The organism is Nonomuraea antimicrobica (assembly GCF_039536965.1).
In the GTDB taxonomy this organism is placed as follows: domain Bacteria; phylum Actinomycetota; class Actinomycetes; order Streptosporangiales; family Streptosporangiaceae; genus Nonomuraea; species Nonomuraea antimicrobica.
Genome location: NZ_BAAAZP010000157.1, coordinates 15,179 through 33,873, shown reverse-complemented (window position 1 = coordinate 33,873; position 18,695 = coordinate 15,179). Strand labels below are relative to the sequence as shown.

Annotated in this window: 17 protein-coding genes; 5 read left to right on the top strand and 12 right to left on the bottom strand. The window is 71.7% G+C overall.

Annotated elements, in window-relative coordinates; all coding sequences use genetic code 11:
* The 12 genes from coaBC to pyrR all read right to left on the bottom strand — a co-directional run.
* The coding region (gene coaBC / locus ABD844_RS38750; protein WP_344889672.1) for a bifunctional phosphopantothenoylcysteine decarboxylase/phosphopantothenate--cysteine ligase CoaBC at positions 1-1,116 on the bottom strand (1,116 nt) is incomplete at its 3' end.
* Positions 1,117-1,124: 8 nt separating this feature from the next.
* Positions 1,125-1,394: a DNA-directed RNA polymerase subunit omega gene (rpoZ, locus tag ABD844_RS38745; protein WP_090930634.1), complete on the bottom strand. Its 270-nt coding sequence runs from the start codon at positions 1,392-1,394 to the stop codon at positions 1,125-1,127.
* Positions 1,395-1,398: 4 nt separating this feature from the next.
* Positions 1,399-1,992, bottom strand: coding sequence for a guanylate kinase (gene gmk, locus ABD844_RS38740; protein WP_344889674.1), 594 nt, complete (start codon positions 1,990-1,992; stop codon positions 1,399-1,401).
* Positions 1,993-2,107: 115 nt separating this feature from the next.
* The gene (mihF, locus tag ABD844_RS38735) at positions 2,108-2,431 is read right to left on the bottom strand and encodes an integration host factor, actinobacterial type (protein WP_020541698.1); all 324 of its coding nucleotides are present in this window, start codon (positions 2,429-2,431) and stop codon (positions 2,108-2,110) included.
* Positions 2,432-2,922: 491 nt separating this feature from the next.
* On the bottom strand, positions 2,923-3,615 hold the full coding sequence (gene pyrF, locus ABD844_RS38730) for an orotidine-5'-phosphate decarboxylase (RefSeq protein ID WP_344889664.1): 693 nt from the start codon (positions 3,613-3,615) through the stop codon (positions 2,923-2,925).
* Between the two features lie 132 nt (positions 3,616-3,747).
* Positions 3,748-4,725: a dihydroorotate dehydrogenase gene (locus ABD844_RS38725; protein WP_344889662.1), complete on the bottom strand. Its 978-nt coding sequence runs from the start codon at positions 4,723-4,725 to the stop codon at positions 3,748-3,750.
* On the bottom strand, positions 4,715-5,566 hold the full coding sequence (locus ABD844_RS38720; protein ID WP_344889659.1) for a dihydroorotate dehydrogenase electron transfer subunit: 852 nt from the start codon (positions 5,564-5,566) through the stop codon (positions 4,715-4,717). Before ABD844_RS38720 ends, ABD844_RS38725 begins: the two co-directional genes overlap by 11 nt.
* A 38-nt stretch (positions 5,567-5,604) precedes the next feature.
* Positions 5,605-8,892, bottom strand: a complete 3,288-nt coding sequence (gene carB / locus ABD844_RS38715) for a carbamoyl-phosphate synthase large subunit (protein ID WP_344889656.1) — start codon at positions 8,890-8,892, stop codon at positions 5,605-5,607.
* Positions 8,893-8,895: 3 nt separating this feature from the next.
* Positions 8,896-10,041 carry a glutamine-hydrolyzing carbamoyl-phosphate synthase small subunit gene (gene carA / locus ABD844_RS38710; protein ID WP_344889653.1) on the bottom strand — a complete coding sequence of 382 codons (1,146 nt, stop codon included), beginning with the start codon at positions 10,039-10,041 and terminating at the stop codon, positions 8,896-8,898.
* Positions 10,038-11,345 carry a dihydroorotase gene (locus ABD844_RS38705; RefSeq protein ID WP_344889650.1) on the bottom strand — a complete coding sequence of 436 codons (1,308 nt, stop codon included), beginning with the start codon at positions 11,343-11,345 and terminating at the stop codon, positions 10,038-10,040. The genes carA and ABD844_RS38705 overlap by 4 nt, the downstream gene beginning before the upstream one ends.
* A gap of 48 nt (positions 11,346-11,393) precedes the next feature.
* On the bottom strand, positions 11,394-12,311 hold the full coding sequence (locus ABD844_RS38700) for an aspartate carbamoyltransferase catalytic subunit (protein ID WP_344889647.1): 918 nt from the start codon (positions 12,309-12,311) through the stop codon (positions 11,394-11,396).
* A complete protein-coding gene (gene pyrR / locus ABD844_RS38695; protein ID WP_344889644.1) occupies positions 12,308-12,928 on the bottom strand; it encodes a bifunctional pyr operon transcriptional regulator/uracil phosphoribosyltransferase PyrR in 621 nt (206 codons plus the stop codon). The genes ABD844_RS38700 and pyrR overlap by 4 nt, the downstream gene beginning before the upstream one ends.
* Positions 12,929-13,188: 260 nt before the next feature.
* Between pyrR and ABD844_RS38690 the strand changes: the two genes are divergently transcribed.
* The 5 genes from ABD844_RS38690 to ABD844_RS38670 are packed head-to-tail and all read left to right on the top strand — an operon-like array spanning position 13,189 to position 18,678.
* A complete protein-coding gene (locus tag ABD844_RS38690; RefSeq protein ID WP_344889641.1) occupies positions 13,189-14,433 on the top strand; it encodes an arginine deiminase in 1,245 nt (414 codons plus the stop codon).
* A gap of 15 nt (positions 14,434-14,448) precedes the next feature.
* Positions 14,449-15,453, top strand: a complete 1,005-nt coding sequence (gene argF / locus ABD844_RS38685; protein ID WP_344889639.1) for an ornithine carbamoyltransferase — start codon at positions 14,449-14,451, stop codon at positions 15,451-15,453.
* Positions 15,454-16,389: a carbamate kinase gene (gene arcC, locus ABD844_RS38680; RefSeq protein ID WP_344889636.1), complete on the top strand. Its 936-nt coding sequence runs from the start codon at positions 15,454-15,456 to the stop codon at positions 16,387-16,389.
* A 9-nt stretch (positions 16,390-16,398) separates the two neighbouring features.
* On the top strand, positions 16,399-17,811 hold the full coding sequence (locus ABD844_RS38675) for an amino acid permease (RefSeq protein ID WP_344889634.1): 1,413 nt from the start codon (positions 16,399-16,401) through the stop codon (positions 17,809-17,811).
* A complete protein-coding gene (locus tag ABD844_RS38670) occupies positions 17,812-18,678 on the top strand; it encodes a universal stress protein (protein ID WP_344889631.1) in 867 nt (288 codons plus the stop codon).
* Positions 18,679-18,695: the final 17 nt, after the last annotated feature.

Here is an 18,695-nt window from a genome sequence, read left to right as displayed (position 1 = left end):
GCCGGGCGTGTCGCCCGGACCCGCGGGCGTGGCGGCACCGGGCATGGCAGGGGCCGGTGCGGCGGCGCTCGCCTGAGCGGTGGCGCCGGGCGCGGCCGTGCTCGCCTGAGCGGTGCTGCCGGGGGTGGCCGTGCTCGCTGGGGCGGTGCTGCCGGGCGTGGGAGTGCTCGCCTGACCGGTGCTGCGGCGGCGTTCGCCGAGTTCGGCGAGGATGTCGGGGTTCTTGGTCAGCCGGATGGGCTCGGGCTCGCCGCCGGTCTTCTTGATCTTGGCGTCCTGCCGCGTCGCGGGCCGGAAGTCGGCCACCGCGGCGGCCATGACGACCACGTCGGCCGTGGCCGAGGCGACGAGCACCGCCTCGCGCAGCTCGGCCGTCGACTCCACCCGCACCACCGTGGCCCCCGCCGGGTCGGGCAGCGTGACGTTGGCCGCCACCAGCGTCACCTCCGCGCCCCTGGCGGCGGCCGTGCGGGCCAGCGCGTATCCCTGCAGGCCCGAGGAGCGGTTGCCGATGTAGCGGACGGGGTCGATGGCCTCGCGGGTGCCGCCCGCGGAGATCACGACCTTGCGCCCGGCCAGGTCGCGGGGCCGCCCGCGCAGCACGCGCAGGCAGAGCTGGAAGATCTCGGCCGGGTCGGGCAGCCGCCCTGGGCCGGTGTCGGCGCCGGTGAGCCGGCCCACTGCCGGGTCGATCACGACGGCGCCCCGCTCGCGCAGTGTCTCGACGTTGGCGCGGGTGGCGGGGTGCTGCCACATCTCGGTGTGCATCGCGGGCGCGAACACCACCGGGCAGGTGGCCGTCAGCAGCGTGTTGGTCAGCAGGTCGCCCGCCAGGCCGTGGGCGGCCCTGGCGAGCACGTCGGCGGTCGCGGGCGCCACCACGACGAGGTCGGCGCTCTTGCCGATGCGTACGTGGGGCACCTCGTGGACGTCGTCCCACACCTCGGCCGACACGGGGTTGCCCGACAGGGCGGCCCAGGTGGGCGCGCCCACGAACTTCAGAGCCTCACGGGTCGGCACGACCCGCACCTCGTGCCCGGACTCGGCGAACAGGCGCAGCAGCTCACACGCCTTGTAAGCGGCGATGCCGCCGCTGACGCCCAGGACGACCTTCATCGAAGGGGTCAGACCGCGCCTTCGATGGGCTCGGCGTTGAGCAGGCCCTCGGAGACCTCGCGCAGCGCGATGGACAACGGCTTTTCCTGGGCATGCGTCTCGACCAGCGGCCCAACGTATTCCAGCAGGCCCTCGCCGAGCTGGGAGTAGTAGGCGTTGATCTGGCGAGCGCGCTTGGCGCCCATGATCACCAGGGAGTATTTGCTGTCGACGATGTCGAGCAGCGCGTCGATCGGCGGGTTGGTGATGCCCTCCGCGGCCGGGGTGCTGCCTGCCACGATGTCAGACCTCTCGGTTGGTGGTTGTCGTGACCCCCTGAGGGTCAGTCATCAAGGCTATCAGCCGGTGGCACACATCTTGGACGCTTGTGTTGACCAGCGTGAGGTCGAACTCCGACTCGGCGGCCATCTCGACCCGTCCGGCGTCCAGCCGGCGCGTGATGACGTCTTCCGGCTCGGTGCCGCGACCGCGCAGCCGCTTCTCCAGCTCCTCCCACGTGGGCGGGGCCAGGAACACCAGCAGCGCCTCCGGCATGCTCCGCCGCACCTGCCTGGCGCCCTCGAGGTCGATCTCGAGCAGCGTCGGGATGCCCTCGGCGAGCTTCTTCAGCACCGGCTCGCGCGGCGTGCCGTAGCGGTTGCCCGCGAACTCCGCCCATTCGAGCAGGTCTCCGGCCGCCACGAGCCGGTCGAACTCCTCGCCGTCGACGAAGAAGTAGTGGACCCCGTTGACCTCGCCGGGCCGGGGCCGCCTGGTGGTCACCGAGACCGACAGCCACACCTCTGGATGTGCCCGCCGGAGCTCGGCGACGACCGTGGACTTACCGACGCCCGACGGTCCCGACAGGACCGTCAGCCGTCTTTCGCATGAGGGCAGGAAGCCGACCTCGGCTCCCGGTCCGACCGCCTCGTGGGCGCTGACGTCGCCGGACCAGGACCTCTCGGTCACTTCCTACCCCCCGTTGAACCCGCGGTTTCGTGTGGAACAGAGATTAGCTCTCGTTGCCACCGAACTCGCGCTCGAGGGAGGCCCTCTGGTTCGCGCCGAGGCCCCGCACGCGGCGGGACTCGGCGATCGCAAGCCGCTCCATGAGCTGCTTGGCGCGGACCTTGCCCACTCCGGGGAGCGATTCCAGCAAGGCCGAGACCTTCATCTTGCCGATGACGTCATCGGTCTGCCCATCCTTGAGCACCTCAGCCAGAGAAACCGCGCCATGCTTGAGCCGGTTCTTGACCTCGGCACGCTCTTTACGGGCCTTGGCAGCCTTCTCCAGGGCTGCGGCGCGCTGCTCAGGGGTCAGGGGAGGAAGAGCCACGCCGGGTCACCTCGAATTTCTGTCGATGTACTCGGACGGGAAGGGAAACTAGCTGGTCATCGCCCCCTAAGCAACGTCAAGAGCGGTTTCTCTCGCCACAAAATCCACTTCATCACTCTCCGTGTTCGTAAAATCACATTGCGCTGATCAAATCGCCCTCACTTCCGCCTTCGCACGTCGGCCCGCGACGACGTCGCGAAACGCGACGTCGATCGGGGTCCCGTCCCGCGCTGATGTCCGAAATCCCGCCCAGACCAGGGCCGAAACCCGGGCGGGCAGTGGCGTGCGGAGGGCTGCGCGGATGCATTACGATCTTGTTAGCGGAGCCCTGCGGGCGTGTCGCGGCGGCCGTCCGTCCGGAGGGCCGTTCGTGGCGCCCGGTGGTGCCGGACGGGCTCGGGGCATGCGGTGCCCACGGGGCGTGCGCCCTTCCAGGGTTCCGCTGCGGATCGACTTGCGGGCATGCGTGCGGGGTCGCCCGCGCGGTCGCGTCAGGAGGCGCGGCGCAGCGAGGCGGCGATGGCGGCCGCGGCGGCCCCCGGGTCCGGGGAGCCGGTGATGGGGCGGCCGATGACCAGCAGGTCGGCCCCGTCCGCGAGCGCCTGTTCAGGGGTGGCCACGCGCGCCTGGTCCTGCGTGGCGGCCCCCGCGGGCCGGACGCCGGGAGTGATGAGGGTGATCCCCTCGCCCACCTCCGCGCGCACCGCCCGCACCTCGTTGGGCGAGCACACGAGCGCGGTCGCGCCCGCCTCGACCGACAGCGCCGCCAGGCGGCGGACGGCGTCGTCGGCCGGTCCCAGGAGACCGATGCGTCCCAGGTCGTCCTCGGTCAGGGACGTCAGGATGGTGACGGCGGCGATCTGAGTGTGCGGCGCGGCCTCCACGGCGGCCCTGATCATGGCGGGCCCCCCGGCGGCGTGCACGGTGAGTATCGAGGGCCGCAGCCGCGCCACGGCCCGCGCGGCGCCCGCGACGGTGTTGGGGATGTCGTGCAGCTTGAGGTCGAGGAACAGGCGTACGCCGCTGGCCCCCCGTACGGAGGCGATCACGTCGGGCCCGTAGCGCAGGTAGAGCTCCAGGCCCACCTTCACCGTGCTGACGTGGGGCGTGACCAGGGCGGCCCACCGGGCGGCGGTCTCCAGGTCGGGCGCGTCGAGGGCGACGGCTATGGGTGCGGGGGTCAAGGCGTGCTCTCCAAAGGTTCGGGGGTCAGGTAGGGCTCCGCTCGGCGCCGGGCCAAGGCAGGCTCGGCTCTGCTCGGCGCCGGGTCGAGGCAGGCTCTGCTCGGCGCCGGGCCGCGTTCGCGCTGATCGGGGTCAAGGCGTGCTGTCCTCGGTGTCGACGAGCAGGTGCCGGGGGGCGCTCCCGGGCGGGCGGTGGGCCAGGCCGACGGCGTCGGCCAGCCGGTGGAAGCCGCGGGCCCGCAGCAGGTCCTCCAGCTCGCGTTCGATGCGCAGGCAGGCGTACGGGTCGTGGAACAGCGCCGTGCCCACCCCGACCACGCAGGCGCCGGCCAGGACGAGTTGGAAGGCGTCCTTGCCGCTCATCACGCCGCCGACGCCGATCAGGGGCACGCCGGGCAGGGCGGCGTGGACCTGCCAGACGCACCGTACGGCCAGCGGCAGGATGGCCGGCCCCGACAGCCCGCCGGTGACGGCGGCCAGGGACGGCCGCAGCGCCTCGGTGTCGATGGCCATCCCCAGCGGGTTGTTGATCATGGACAGCGCGTCGGCCCCGGCGTCCACACAGGCCCGCGCGACGGAGACGATGTCGGCCACGTCGGGGGCGAGCTTGGCGATGACGGGCACGTCGTAGCGCATGATGGAGCGTACGGAGGCGATGACCTCGGCCGCGGCGCTGCCCTCGCGGGCGAAGACGCGCCCGCGGTCCTCCATGTTGGGGCAGGAGAGGTTGACCTCCAGCGCGGTCACCCCGGGCGCGTCGGCAAGCCTGCGGGCCAGCTCGGAGTATTCGGCGACGGTGCCGCCGCCGATCGAGACGATGGTCTTGACGCCCCGCTGGGCCAGCCAGGGCAGCTCGCGTTCCAGGAACGCGTCGATGCCCGGCCCCTGCAGCCCGACGGCGTTGAGCATGCCCGAGGGCGTCTCCGCCATGCGGGGCGTGGGCCGGCCGGCGCGCGGCGCCATGGTGATGGAGCGGGTGGTCAGCGCGCCGAGCCGGTGCAGGTCGAAGAACTGGGCCAGCTCCCGCCCCGAGGAGGCGCAGCCAGCGGCCGTGGTGATCGGGTTCGCCAGCTCCACATGAGCCAGAAATGTCCGCATATCAACCGACATGTCGCGCACCGCCCCCAGGGGCGCCGAGCGCGTCGAACGGGATCGTTCCCACGTCCTCGAAGCGCACCCGCTCCCCCCGGAACACCGGCCCCTCCGCACACGCCCTGACCATCCTGGTCGTCCCGTCGTCGCCGATGACGGGCAGCACGCACGTCATGCACACACCGATGCCGCACGCCATCGCCTCCTCGACCGCCACCTGCACCGGGATGTCGAACTCCATCGCCACCGCCGTCACCGCCCGCAGCGTCTCCATCGGCGCGCAGGCGTAGACGGCGTCGGCCCGCGTGTCGGCGATCACCGCGGGCAGCGCGTCGGTGACCTTGCCGCGCAGCCCGAGCGAGCCGTCCTCGGTGGTCAGCGTGGTCGTCTCGGACATCCTGCGGGCCCGCATCGCCCCGAACACCCGCTCCGCGCCGGCCCCGCCGAGCACGAAGTCGACCCGGCAGCCGCGCGCCAGCAGCGCGTCGGCCAGCGGGAACAGCACGGCGGAGCCGTACTCGGAGCCGACCAGCACGCAGTGGGCGGGGTCGCGCGGCAGCGGGAACGGCCGCCCGAGCGGCCCGACCAGGTCGAGCGTGTCACGGGCGCGCCGCTCGGCCAGCCACCCCGTGCCGGGGCCACGGGTGGTGAAGACCAGCTCGACCGTGCCGCCGTAGTCGGACTTCACGTCGTGGATGGACAGCGCGCGGCGCGTCACCATCGAGGTGTACGCCCCGCCGACCGCCACGGAGACGAAATGGCCGGGGCGGTAACGCTCGGCGATGCCGGGCGCCACCACCGTCAGCGCATGGTAGGCGTCGACCCGGCGCGTGGTCAGCACCGTGCCCGTCACCTGCACCGGTGTGCCGGCCAGTCGTCTTCACCTCCCGTGCGGGGTCAGCCCCGGAGTGCCTGTGCGTGCTCCTGAAGGGACCGTACGCCGACGTCGCCGCGTACGATCGCCTGGATGCCGGCCGCCGCCGCGGCGAGCCCGGAGACCGTGGTGATGCACGGGATGCCGCGCAGCACGGCGGCCGTGCGGATGTCGTAGCCGTCGAGCCGCGGCCCCGACTGCCCGGGGCTGCCGAAGGGCGTGTTGACGATCAGGTCTACCTCGCCGTCGAGAATGGCCTGCACGCTCGTGGGCTCACCTCCGGGACCCGTCCCCTCGCTGTGCTTTCGCACGATCTTGGCATGGACACCGTTACGGCGCAGCACCTCGGCGGTACCCTCGGTGGCCAGGATCTCGAATCCGAGATCCGCCAGCGCCTTCACAGGGAAGATCATCGCACGCTTGTCCCTGTTGGCCACGGATACGAACGCGCGTCCCTTCGTCGGCAGTTCGCCGTAGGCGCCCGCCTGCGACTTGGCGTACGCGATCCCGAAGAACTCGTCGATGCCCATGACCTCGCCCGTCGAGCGCATCTCGGGCCCGAGGACGGTGTCGACGCCGCGGAACCGGTTGAACGGCAGCACCGCCTCCTTGACCGCGATGGACGCGTCGAGGGGCAGCGTGCCACCGTCGCCGTGGGCGGGCAGCATGCCCTCCTCGCGCAGCGAGGCGATCGACGCCCCCAGCATCACCCGGGCCGCCGCCTTGGCCAGCGGCACCGCCGTGGCCTTGGACACGAACGGCACCGTACGGCTGGCGCGCGGGTTGGCCTCCAGCACGTACAGGACGCCGGCGGACATCGCGTACTGGACGTTCAGGAGCCCGCGCACGCCCACCCCGTGGGCGATGGACTTGGTGGCGGCGCGGATGGCCTTGATGTCGGCGCCGCCGAGCGTGATGGGCGGCAGGGCGCACGCCGAGTCGCCGGAGTGGATGCCGGCCTCCTCGATGTGCTCCATGACGCCGCCCAGGTAGAGCTCCTCGCCGTCGTAGAGGGCGTCGACGTCGATCTCGATGGCCTCGTCGAGGAACTTGTCGATGAGCACCGGGTGGCCGCCCTCCTGGGCCGCCATGTACGTGGTGAGCGTCTGCTCGTCGTACACGATGGCCATGCCGGCCCCGCCGAGCACGTACGAGGGCCGGACCAGCACGGGGTAGCCGATCTCCTCGGCGATCTCCGTGGCCTCGGCCACCGTCAGGGCGGTGCCGTGCCTGGGCGCGGGCAGCCCCGCCTCGGCCAGCACCCGCCCGAACGCGCCGCGTTCCTCGGCCAGGTGGATGGACTCGGGCGAGGTGCCGACCACGGGCACGCCCGCGTCCTTGAGCGCCTGCGCGAGGCCGAGCGGCGTCTGCCCGCCGAGCTGCACGATCACGCCCGCGACCGGCCCGGTCTGCTGCTCGGCGTGCACGACCTCCAGGACGTCCTCCAGGGTGAGCGGCTCGAAGTAGAGCCGGTCGGAGGTGTCGTAGTCGGTCGAGACGGTCTCGGGGTTGCAGTTGACCATGACGGTCTCGAACCCGGCCCTGGACAGCTCGAAGGAGGCGTGCACGCACGCGTAGTCGAACTCGATGCCCTGCCCGATGCGGTTGGGCCCGGAGCCGAGGATGATGACCTTCTGCCGCTCGCCGTGGGGGACCTCGCTCTCCTCGTCGTAGGTCGAGTAGAGGTAGGGCGTCGTGGCGGCGAACTCGGCGGCGCACGTGTCGACGGTGTTGTAGACCGGCCGCAGCCCGAGCGCGTGGCGCAGGTCGCGCACCCTGGCCTCGTCGATGCCGCGGATCTCGCCGAGCTGCGCGTCGCTGAACCCGAGGTGCTTGGCCCGTTCGAGCACCTCCGCGGTCAGCTCGGGCGCCGCGGCGACGGCCTCGGCCTCCTCGTGCAGCAGGAAGAGCTGGTCGACGAACCACGGGTCGACGCTGGTGGCTTCGTGCAGCTCCGCTGGCGTGGCGCCCGCCCTGATGGCCTGCTGCATCGTACGCAGCCGCCCGTCGTGCGGGGTGCGGCAGGCCGCGAGCAGCTCGTCCTTGGGCTGGACGTCGCCCGCCCAGGTGAAGGAGGAGCCCTTCTTCTCCAGCGAGCGCAGTGCCTTCTGCAGCGCCTCGGGGAACGAGCGGCCGATGGCCATGGCCTCGCCCACCGACTTCATGTGCGTGGTGAGGGTCGGGTCGGCGCCCCTGAACTTCTCGAAGGCGAAGCGCGGCACCTTCACCACGATGTAGTCGAGCGTCGGCTCGAAGGAGGCCGGGGTCTCCTTGGTGATGTCGTTGGGGATCTCGTCGAGGGTGTAGCCGATGGCCAGCTTGGCCGCGATCTTCGCGATCGGGAAGCCGGTGGCCTTGGAGGCCAGCGCGGACGACCGGGACACGCGGGGGTTCATCTCGATGACGATCATGCGACCGGTGCGGGGGTCGATCGCGAACTGGATGTTGCAGCCGCCGGTGTCGACGCCGACCGCGCGGATGACGGCGATGGCGACGTCGCGCATGTTCTGGTATTCGCGGTCGGTCAGGGTCAGCGCGGGCGCGACGGTGACGCTGTCGCCGGTGTGCACGCCCATCGGGTCGATGTTCTCGATGGAGCAGACGATGACGACGTTGTCGGCCTTGTCGCGCATGACCTCCAGCTCGTACTCCTTCCAGCCGAGGATCGACTCCTCCAGGAGCACCTCGGTGGTCGGGGAGGCGTCGAGCCCGGCGCCGGCGATGCGGCGCAGGTCGTCCTCGTGGTAGGCGAAGCCGGAGCCGGCGCCGCCCATGGTGAACGAGGGGCGTACGACGACGGGGTAGCCCAACTCGGCGGCGGCGGCCAGGCACTCGTCCATGGTGTGGCAGATGAGCGACCTGGCCGACTCGGCGTTGAGCCCGTGCTCGCGGGCGACCTCGGCGACGATCTCCTTGAACCGCTCGCGGTTCTCGCCCGCCTGGATGGCGTCGAAGTCGGCGCCGATCAGCTCGACCTCGTACTTCTCCAGCGCGCCCGACTCGTGCAGCGCCACGGCGGTGTTGAGCGCGGTCTGGCCGCCCAGCGTGGGCAGCAGCGCGTCGGGGCGCTCCTTGGCGATGATCTTCTCGACGAACTCGGGGGTGATCGGCTCGACGTACGTGGCGTCGGCGAACTCCGGATCCGTCATGATCGTGGCGGGGTTGCTGTTGACGAGGATCACGCGGAACCCCTCGGCCCGCAGCACGCGGCACGCCTGGGTGCCGGAGTAGTCGAACTCGCAGGCCTGGCCGATCACGATCGGCCCCGAGCCGATCACCATGACCGACCTGATGTCCTCACGCTTGGGCACGGCTCATGACCTCACAGAACTCGAAATCGGATGCTGCCCGGTGTCGTCCCGCCCGGCCGCCATCACCGAGCAGAACTCGTCGAATAGGTAGGCCGCGTCGTGCGGCCCGGCGGCCGCCTCGGGGTGGTACTGGACGCTGAAGGCCCGGCCGCTCAGCAGCCGCAGGCCCTCCACGCAGCGGTCGTTGAGGTTGACGTGGCTGACCTCGGCCGGCCCGAAGGGCGTCTCGAACGGCCCGTCGAGCGGCGCCTCGACCGCGAACCCGTGGTTGTGCGCCGAGATCTCCACCTTCCCGGTGCGCACGTCCTGGACCGGCTGGTTGACCCCGCGGTGGCCGTAGCGCAGCTTGTACGTCGACAGCCCAAGCGCCCGCCCGAAGAGCTGGTTGCCGAAGCAGATCCCGAAGAACGGCACCCCCGACTCCAGGACCTTCCGCAGCGCCGTCACGTCGGCCGTGGCCGGGTCGCCCGGGCCGTTGGAGAAGAACACCCCGTCGGGCCCGACCGCCATGATCTGCTCGTAGGCGGCCGTCGCGGGCAGCACGTGCACCTCGCAGCCGCGCTCGGCCATCCGGTGCGGCGTCATGCCCTTGATGCCCAGGTCGACGGCCGCGACGGTGAACCGCTTGGCCCCGACGGCGGGCACCACGTAGGGCTCGGCGGTGGCCACCTCCGCGGCCAGGTCGGCGCCCTCCATGCCGGGCTCGCGACGTACGCGCTCGACGAGCTCCTCGACCGGCTCGGACGGCGCGCTGAAGATGCCGGCGCGCATGGCGCCGCGCTCGCGCAGGTGGCGGGTGAGCGCGCGGGTGCCGCTGATGGCGATCCCGACCACGCCCTGCTCCTTGAGGTAGGCGTCGAGCGAGCGGTTGGCCCGCCAGTTGGAGACCACCCTGGACGGCTCGCGCACGACGTAGCCGGCCACCCAGACGCGCCCCGACTCAGGGTCCTCGTCGTTGACGCCGGTGTTGCCGATGTGCGGCGCCGTCATGGCGACGATCTGCCGGTGGTAGGAGGGGTCGGTCAGGGTCTCCTGGTAGCCGGTCATGCCGGTGTTGAAGACCATCTCGCCGAACGTCTCGCCTTCGGCGCCGTACGGGGATCCGTGGAAGACCCGGCCGTCTTCCAGGACGAGCACCGCTGTGTTCAAACCAGCTTCCCTTCGAGTACGGTCGGCCTGCCGCGCAGGAACGTGGCCACCACCCGGCCGGGCAGCGTCATCCCCTCATACGGGGTGTTCCTGCTCTTGGACGCGAATGCGGCGGGGTCGACCTTCGTGCGTACGGTCGGGTCGTAGAGGGTGATGTTGGCCGGCGAGCCCACCTCGAGCGGCCGCCCCTGACCGGCCAGGCGGCCGATGCGGGCGGGCACGGCGGACATGCGCTCGGCGACGCCCGCCCAGTCGAGCAGGCCCGTCTCGACCATGGCCTCCTGGACGACGCTCAGCGCGGTCTCCAGGCCGACCATGCCCATGGCCGCGGCCGACCACTCGGTCTCCTTGTCCTCGACCGGGTGGGGCGCGTGGTCGGTGGCCACGATGTCGATCGTGCCGTCGGCCAGCGCGGCGCGCAGGGCCTCGACGTCGGCGCGGGTGCGCAGCGGCGGGTTGACCTTGTAGATCGGGTTGTACGCGCCCACCGGCGACTCCTCGACCAGGTCGTCGGTGAGCAGCAGGTGGTGCGGGGTGACCTCGGCGGTGACGTTCCAGCCCTTGGACTTGGCCCAGCGCAGGATCTCGACGGAGCCGGCCGTGGAGACGTGGCAGACGTGCAGCCGGGAGCCGACGTGGGCGGCCAGGAGGCAGTCGCGGGCGATGATCGCCTCTTCTGCGACGGCCGGCCAGCCGGTCAGGCCAAGCCTGCCGGAGACGACGCCCTCGTTCATCTGGGCGCCGGTGGTGAGGCGGGGCTCCTGGGCGTGCTGGGCGATGACGCCGTCGAACGCCTTGACGTACTCGAGTGCGCGGCGCATGAGCACCGCGTCGTCGACGCACCTGCCGTCGTCGGAGAAGACGCGCACGCGGGCGGCAGAGTCGGCCATCGCGCCCAGCTCGGCCAGTTGCCTGCCCTCCAGGCCGACGGTGACGGCGCCGACCGGGTGCACGTCGCAGTGCGCGAACTCGCGGCCGAGCCGCCACACCTGCTCCACCACGCCGGCGGTGTCGGCGACGGGCGAGGTGTTGGCCATGGCGTGCACGGCGGTGTAGCCGCCGCGGGCGGCCGACTGGGTGCCGGTCTGCACGGTCTCGGCGTCTTCCCTGCCGGGCTCGCGCAGGTGCGTGTGCAGGTCGACGAGGCCGGGCAGCGCGATCGCGCCCTCGCCGTCGACCACCTGGTCGCCGGGGCCGCCCGCGCTCGCCCGCTCGGCGGCGGGCGTGATCGCGGCGATCGCCCCGTCGGCGACCCGCAGGTCCACGGGCTCGCCGCCGAGAATCCGCACGTTACGGATGATCATGCTGCTGCGCTCCTCGGTTGGGCTCCTCGGTTGCTTCGCTGCGCCGGCTCACGCGGTCTCGCCCCCGAGCAGCAGGTAAAGGACGGCCATGCGGATGGTCACGCCGTTGGCGACCTGTTCGACGATCGTGGAGCGCGCCGAGTCGGCCACCTCGGCGGCGATCTCCATGCCCCGGTTCATCGGGCCGGGGTGCATGACGATCGCGTCGTCGGGCATCTTCGCGAACCGCGCCCGGTCGAGGCCGTACCGGCGGGAGTATTCGCGCTCGCTCGGGAAGTACGCGGCGTTCATCCGCTCCTTCTGCACCCGCAGCATCATCACCGCGTCGGACTTGGGAAGCACGGCGTCGAGGTCGTAGGACACCTCGCAGGGCCAGGTCCCGACCGAGACGGGCAGCAGGGTCGGCGGCGCGACCAGCGTGACCTCCGCCCCGAGCGTGTGCAGCAGCAGCACGTTGGAGCGGGCGACCCGGCTGTGCAGCACGTCGCCCACGATGGTGACCCTGCGCCCCTCCAGGTTGCCCAGGCGGCGGCGCATGGAGAAGGCGTCGAGCAGCGCCTGCGTGGGGTGCTCGTGGGTGCCGTCGCCGGCGTTGACGACGCTGCCGTGCACCCAGTTGGCCAGGCGGTGCGGCGCGCCGGAGGCGCTGTGGCGGATGACGACCGCGTCGGCGCCCATGGCCTCCAGGGTGAGCGCGGTGTCCTTGAGCGACTCGCCCTTGGACACGCTCGACCCCTTGGCGGAGAAGTTGATCACGTCGGCGGACAGCCGCTTGGCCGCCGCCTCGAACGAGATGCGCGTCCTGGTGGAGTCCTCGAAGAACAGGTTGACCACCGTGCGCCCGCGCAGCGTCGGCAGCTTCTTGATGGAACGTTCCGAGACCCTCGCCAGCTCCTCGGCGGTGTCGAGGATGAGCAGCGCGTCATCCTTGACCAGGTCTCCCGCGGAGATCAGATGCCGGTTCACCTGGCGCCCCCCTTCATGAGCAGCACCGCGTCGCGGCCGTCGATCTCCTGCAGGTAGACCTTGACCTTCTCGCTCTTGGCGGTGGGCAGGTTTTTACCGACGTAGTCGGCGCGGATGGGCAGCTCGCGGTGGCCGCGGTCGACCAGCGTGGCGAGCTGCACGGCGGTGGGCCTGCCGAGGTCGTTGAGCGCGTCGAGCGCGGCGCGCACGGTGCGGCCCGAGTAGAGGACGTCGTCGACGAGCACCACGACCCTGCCGTCGATCCCGTCGGACGGGACCTCGGTGCGGCCGAGCGGCCGGACGGGGCCGCGCCGCAGGTCGTCGCGGTACATCGTGATGTCGATCGAGCCGACGGGGATCTTGACGCCTTCGAACTGCTCGATGCGCTCACCGAGCCGCCTGGCCAGGGTGGCGCCGCGGGTCGGGATGCCGAGCAGGACGACGTCGTCGGCGCCCTTGGTGCGTTCGAGGATCTCGTGCGCGATACGGGTCAGCGCCCGGTGGATGTCAGGAGCCTCGAGCACGGCCCTGGAGTCGGTCCCCTTGACGTCGGCTCCCCGGGAATCGGGGCCTCCGGGATCGGCTCCTCTGGAATCGGGCACTCTGGAATCGGACATGACGGATCTCACCACCTTTCCCGCCTCACGGGACGGGTCTTAAAGGGTGTCGGTCGGGACACACAGTACCAGGGGCTACCAGCCACGACGTGAGCGCCCTCACGCGGGCGGGCACACCGGACGGCCGCCGGGCGACCTCCCGGATCAGGTAATTTCCCGGCTCCCGCCCGTGTCGGGGCGGGCCGCGCGGGGCACGTCACCCGGGCGCGGGGGCGGGCGCCACGCGTGACTTCCGCGCCGGGGAGGGGGATAGAGCTGAGATGACGTTCCATGTCGACTCCGAGGTCGGGCGACTGCGGCAGGTCCTGCTGCACGAGCCGGACCTGGCGCTGAAACGGCTCACCCCGACCAGTAAAGACGCCTTCCTCTTCGACGACGTGCTGTGGGTCCACCGCGCGGTCGAGGAGCACGAGGAGTTCCAGCGGGTGCTCACCGACCGGGGCATCCGCGTCCACCTGCTGTCCGACCTGCTCAGAGAGACGATCGACATCCCCGAGGCGCGCAAGCACATCCTCGACGCGGTCATCCACGAGCGCTGGCTCGGCCCGGTCGCCATCGACGACATCCGCAACACCCTCGACGGGATGGACTCCGCGACGCTGCAGGTCTACCTCACGGGCGGCATCACCAAGCGCGAGCTGCGGGAGCTGGGCTGCGACCCCAAGTCGGTGACGTTCCACGCCACGGCCGACGACGACTTCATCCTGCCCCCGCTGCCCAACCACCTGTTCACGCGCGACACGTCGTGCTGGATCTACGACGGCGTGTCGATCAACGCGATGAAGAAGAAGGCCCGCATGCGGGAGACGGTCAACATGGAGGCCGTCTACATGTATCACCCGACGTTCGCGGACGGCTTCAACCGGCCAGGGCAGGGCGGATACCACTGCTGGATGCCGGGCCAGGCGGTCGCGCCGGCCACCATCGAGGGCGGCGACGTGCTGGTCATCGGCCGGGGCGCGGTGCTGGTGGGCATGAGCGAGCGCACCCAGCCGCAGGCGGTCGAGATGCTGGCGCAGCGGCTGTTCGAGGCCGGCTCCGCGCGCGTGATCGTCGCGCTCGACATGCCGAAGGCGCGGGCGTTCATGCATCTCGACACCGTGATGACCATGCTGGACGTGGGGGTGTTCACCGAGTACGCGGGCCTGGGGATGCTGCCGGCGTACACGATCGAGCCCGGGGAGACCTCCAAGGAGCTGAAGGTCACCGACCACCCCCCTGAGCACATGCACAAGGCCATCGCGAACGCCCTCGACCTGCCGGACATCACGGTCCTGACGCCACATCAGGACGTGTACGCCGCCGAGCGGGAGCAGTGGGACGACGGCTGCAACGGGCTGGCGCTGGAGCCCGGCGTGGTCGTCGCGTACGAGCGCAACACCACCACCAACAACCACCTGCGCGACAACGGCATCGAGGTGATCACGATCAGGGGCAGCGAACTGGGACGGGGGCGCGGCGGGCCGCGCTGCATGAGCTGCCCGCTCGAACGTGACGCCGTCTAGGGGGAACGTGATCCGATGACATCCGATCTGCGCAACCGCAGCTTCCTCAAGGAGCTGGACTTCACGCCCGAGGAGCTCGGGTTCCTGTTGCGGCTGTCGGCCGAGCTGAAGTCGGCCAGGCACGCCGGTACCGAGCGGCAGCGGCTGCGGGGCAGGAACATCGCGCTGATCTTCGAGAAGGCCTCCACGCGCACCCGCTGCGCGTTCGAGGTGGCCGCCCACGACCAAGGGGCGCACGTCACGTACCTCGATCCGGCCGGCTCGCAGATCGGGCACAAGGAGTCGGTCGGCGACACGGCGCGGGTGCTGGGTCGCATGTTCGACGGCATCGAGTACCGCGGCGCCAGCCAGGCCGACGTCGAGGAGCTGGCCGCGCTGGCGGGGGTGCCGGTGTGGAACGGGCTGACCGACGAGTGGCACCCCACGCAGACGCTGGCCGACGCGCTGACCATGAGCGAGCACGGCGAACGGCCGCTGCGCGAGCTGTCGTTCGCCTACCTGGGCGACGGGCGTAACAACACGGGCCACTCGCTGCTGGTGACGGGCGCCATGTTCGGCATGGACGTCCGCGTGGTCGCGCCCAGGGCCCTGTGGCCCGACCCTGGCCAGGTGGTCGTGCCGGCCGAGAAGGTGGCCGCCTCGACGGGCGCCAGGATCACCGTCACCGACGACGTGAACCAGGGCGTCAAAGGGGTCGACTTCCTCTACACCGACGTGTGGGTGTCGATGGGCGAGCCGGCCGCCATCTGGGACGAGCGGATCAAGCTGCTGCTCCCCTACCAGGTCAACGACGCCGTGGTGCGGGCCACGGGCAACCCGTCGGTCAAGTTCATGCACTGCCTGCCCGCCCTGCACGACCGGCGCTCGGCCGTCGGGCGCGACCTCTTCGACCGGACCGGGCTCGACGCGCTGGAGGTGACGGAGAGCGTGTTCGAGTCGCCGCGCTCGATCGTCTTCGACCAGGCCGAGAACCGGCTGCACACGATCAAGGCCATCATGGTCGCGACCTTGGGAGACTGAATGCGGGTCATCGTGGCGCTGGGCGGCAACGCGGTGCTCAGGCGCGGCCAGCGGCCGGACGCCGACGTGCAGCTCGCCAACGTGCGCGCGGCCGTCAAGCCGCTGGCCCAGCTCGCCAGGGAGCACGAGCTGGTCATCACCCACGGCAACGGCCCCCAGGTGGGGCTGCTGGCGCTGGAGAGCGCCGCCGACCCCAGCCTGAGCAGGCCGTACCCGTTCGACGCGCTGGGCGCGCAGACGCAGGGGCTGATCGGCTACTGGATGCAGCAGGCCCTGCAGAACGCGCTGCCCGGCCGTCCGGTGCTGGCCATGGTCACGCAGACGCTGGTCTCGGCCGTCGACCCGGCCTTCGAGCGGCCCGCCAAGTTCGTGGGCCAGGTCTACGAACGCGAGCAGGCGGAGAAGCTGGCCGCCGAGCACGGCTGGACCGTCCGGCCCGACGGGCGGCAGTGGCGGCGGGTGGTCCCCTCCCCCGCGCCGCAGCGCGTGGTCGAGACCCGCCTCATCCGCAAGATGATCGGCGCGGGCGTGATCGTGGTGTGCGCGGGCGGCGGCGGCATCCCCGTCGTACGCGACGAGCGCGGCCGGCTGACCGGCGTGGAGGCCGTCGTCGACAAGGACCTGACCGGCGCCCTGCTGGCCGAGGCCCTGGAGTGCGACGCGTTCCTGAGCCTGACCGACGTGCCGCGCGTCATGCGCGGCTTCGGCACGCCCGAGCAGCGCGAGATCGGCCACACCACGCCGCACGAGCTGCGCGCGCTCGACTTCCCCGCGGGGTCGATGGGGCCGAAGGTCGAGGCGGCCTGCCGGTTCGTGGAGAAGACCGGCGACATGGCGGCCATCGGCAGGCTGGACGACGCCGTAGGCATCCTCGCCGGCACCGCGGGCACGATCGTCACCCCCAACGGCAGGTGGCCCCTGACGAGCACGCTGTAGGGGTGTCCGGTGACGCTGGCCCGGCGGCTGCTCCGTACCAAGCCCACCGAGCGCATCGTGGCCGAGGGCGGGCGCGGCGAGCTGCGGCGCACGATGTCGCTGTGGCAGCTCACGCTGTTCAGCGTCGGCGCGACGCTGGGCACCGGCATCTTCGTGATCCTCGGGCAGGCCGTGCCCAAGGCGGGGCCCGCGGTGGTGCTGGCGTTCGCGCTGGCGGCGGTCACGGCGCTGTTCTCGGCCCTGTCGTACGCCGAGCTGGCCGGGACGATCCCGGTGTCCGGCTCGTCCTACTCCTACGCGTACGCGACGCTGGGCGAGCTGGTGGCCTGGGTCTGCGGCTGGTGCCTGATGCTCGAGTACGCCGTCTCCGTGGCGGCCGTGGCCGTGGGCTGGGGCGAGTACCTCAACGCGTTCCTGCGCTCGCTGTCCGGCTTCGAGCTGCCGGAGGCGATCACCCGCTCCCCCGGCCAGGAGGGCGGCGTGGTCAACGTGACCGGGATCGTCATCGTGCTGCTGGCCACCTGGCTGCTGCTGTACGGCGCCTCCGAGAGCGCCACGGCCAACGCCGTCTTCGTGCTGGTCAAGGTCGCGGTGCTGGTGTTCTTCTGCGTGGTGGCGTTCACGGCCTTCAGCTCACGCAACCTGGCGCCGTTCGCGCCCATGGGGGTGGCCGGCATCACGGCCGCGGCCTCGCAGGTCTTCTTCTCCTACATCGGCTTCGACGCCGCCTCCACCGCCGGTGAGGAGGCCAGGAATCCCAGGCGGGACCTGCCGCTGGCGATCCTCCTGTCGCTGGTCCTCGTGACGGTCGTCTACATGCTGGTGGCCGTCGCCGCCGTCGGCGCGCTGCCGTGGACCGACTTCGATTCCCGCAGCACCGAGGCGAGCCTGTCGCACATCGCCGACCTGGCCTCCGGAGCCACCTGGCCCGGCCTGGTCGTGTCGTTCGGCGCCGTCATCTCCATCGCCAGCGTCGTGCTCACCACCATCTACGGCCAGACCCGCATCCTGTTCGCGATGTCGCGCGACGGGCTCATCCCCCGCGTCTTCCAGCGGGTGAACCCGCGCCGCCAGGTGCCCGTCGCCAACACGCTCATCGTGGCGGCGTTCGTCTCGGTGCTGGCCGGGCTCGTGCCGCTGGGGCAGCTCGCCGAGGCCACCAGCATCGGCACGCTGTTCGCCTTCGCCATCGTCAACGTCGGCGTGCTCGTGCTGCGCCGCCGCAGTCCCGAGCTGCCGCGCGGCTTCCGCACCCCGCTGTTCCCGGTCACGCCGGTGCTCGGCGCGATCCTGTGCGTCGTGGTCATGGCGGGGCTGGCCAGGGTGACCTGGCTGGCCTTCGGGCTGTGGATGCTCGCGGGCCTGGTCTGCTACTTCCTGTACGGCTACGGCCATTCGCGGCTGAACGCCGAGGTGCGGTGAATGAGGCTGGACGACGTGCTGGCCGGATACGTGCCGGGGCCCAGGGGGAGGGACGGGCTGGCGCTGGCCGTACTGCTCAGGGACCAGGCGCACGCCCGCCTGACCGTGGCGACCGTACGGCCGCCCGCCACGTCGGTGCCCGGTCCCGCGCGGGCCGAGGAGAGCGCCTGGCGCGCGTACCTGCGCGAGCAGGCCGAGGCGGCGCTCGCGCAGGCCCGCGAGCTGGCCGGCGACCCGGCCGAGTACGTCGTCCACACCCACCGGGGCAGCGGACGCGGGCTGGTGGAGCTGGCGCGGGGGCGCGGCGCCGGCGTGGTGGTGATCGGCTCGGCCCCGGGCGGCGGCAGGGGGCGCATCTCGGTGGGCAGCACCGCCGACCAGCTCCTGCACTCGTCCTCCGTTCCCGTCCTGCTCGCGCCGCGCGGCTACGGCGAGGCGCCGCCGGCCGCCTTCGACCGCCTCACCGTCGCCTACCGCCGCGGCCCCGGCTGCGACCTGGCGGTCAAGGACGCGGCCAGGGCCGCCGTCGCGCTCGACGTGCCCCTGCGGCGGGTCACCCTGGTGGTCAGCGCCGGCAGGCGGGCGAGGATCGCGGAGGAGATGCTCGTACGCCTGCGCGAACAGGCCGCGGCGGACCTGCGTGCCGCGGCGCGGGGGCAGCGGCGGCGGCTGGCCGTGGAGGTCGAGGTGCTGGAGGGCGGCAACGTGGCCCGGGCGCTCGGGACGACCTCGTGGCTGCCCGGCGAGATGATCATATGCGCTTCCAGCGACACCGGGCCACTCAGGCGGGTCTTCCTCGGGGACACCTCGATCAAGATCGTCAGGGCCTCGACCCGCCCGGTCATGATTCTCACCCGGCAGCCCTGACTGCCCTGACCAGGGCG

Coding starts and splice junctions, on each gene's coding strand:
- ABD844_RS38690 (WP_344889641.1), top strand. CDS start 13,189: ATGACGTTCCATGTCGACTCCGAGGTCGGGCGACTGCGGCAGGTCCTG.
- ABD844_RS38705 (WP_344889650.1), bottom strand. CDS start 11,345: ATGATCATCCGTAACGTGCGGATTCTCGGCGGCGAGCCCGTGGACCTG.
- pyrR (WP_344889644.1), bottom strand. CDS start 12,928: ATGTCCGATTCCAGAGTGCCCGATTCCAGAGGAGCCGATCCCGGAGGC.
- ABD844_RS38725 (WP_344889662.1), bottom strand. CDS start 4,725: ATGTCGGTTGATATGCGGACATTTCTGGCTCATGTGGAGCTGGCGAAC.
- ABD844_RS38670 (WP_344889631.1), top strand. CDS start 17,812: ATGAGGCTGGACGACGTGCTGGCCGGATACGTGCCGGGGCCCAGGGGG.
- arcC (WP_344889636.1), top strand. CDS start 15,454: ATGCGGGTCATCGTGGCGCTGGGCGGCAACGCGGTGCTCAGGCGCGGC.
- argF (WP_344889639.1), top strand. CDS start 14,449: ATGACATCCGATCTGCGCAACCGCAGCTTCCTCAAGGAGCTGGACTTC.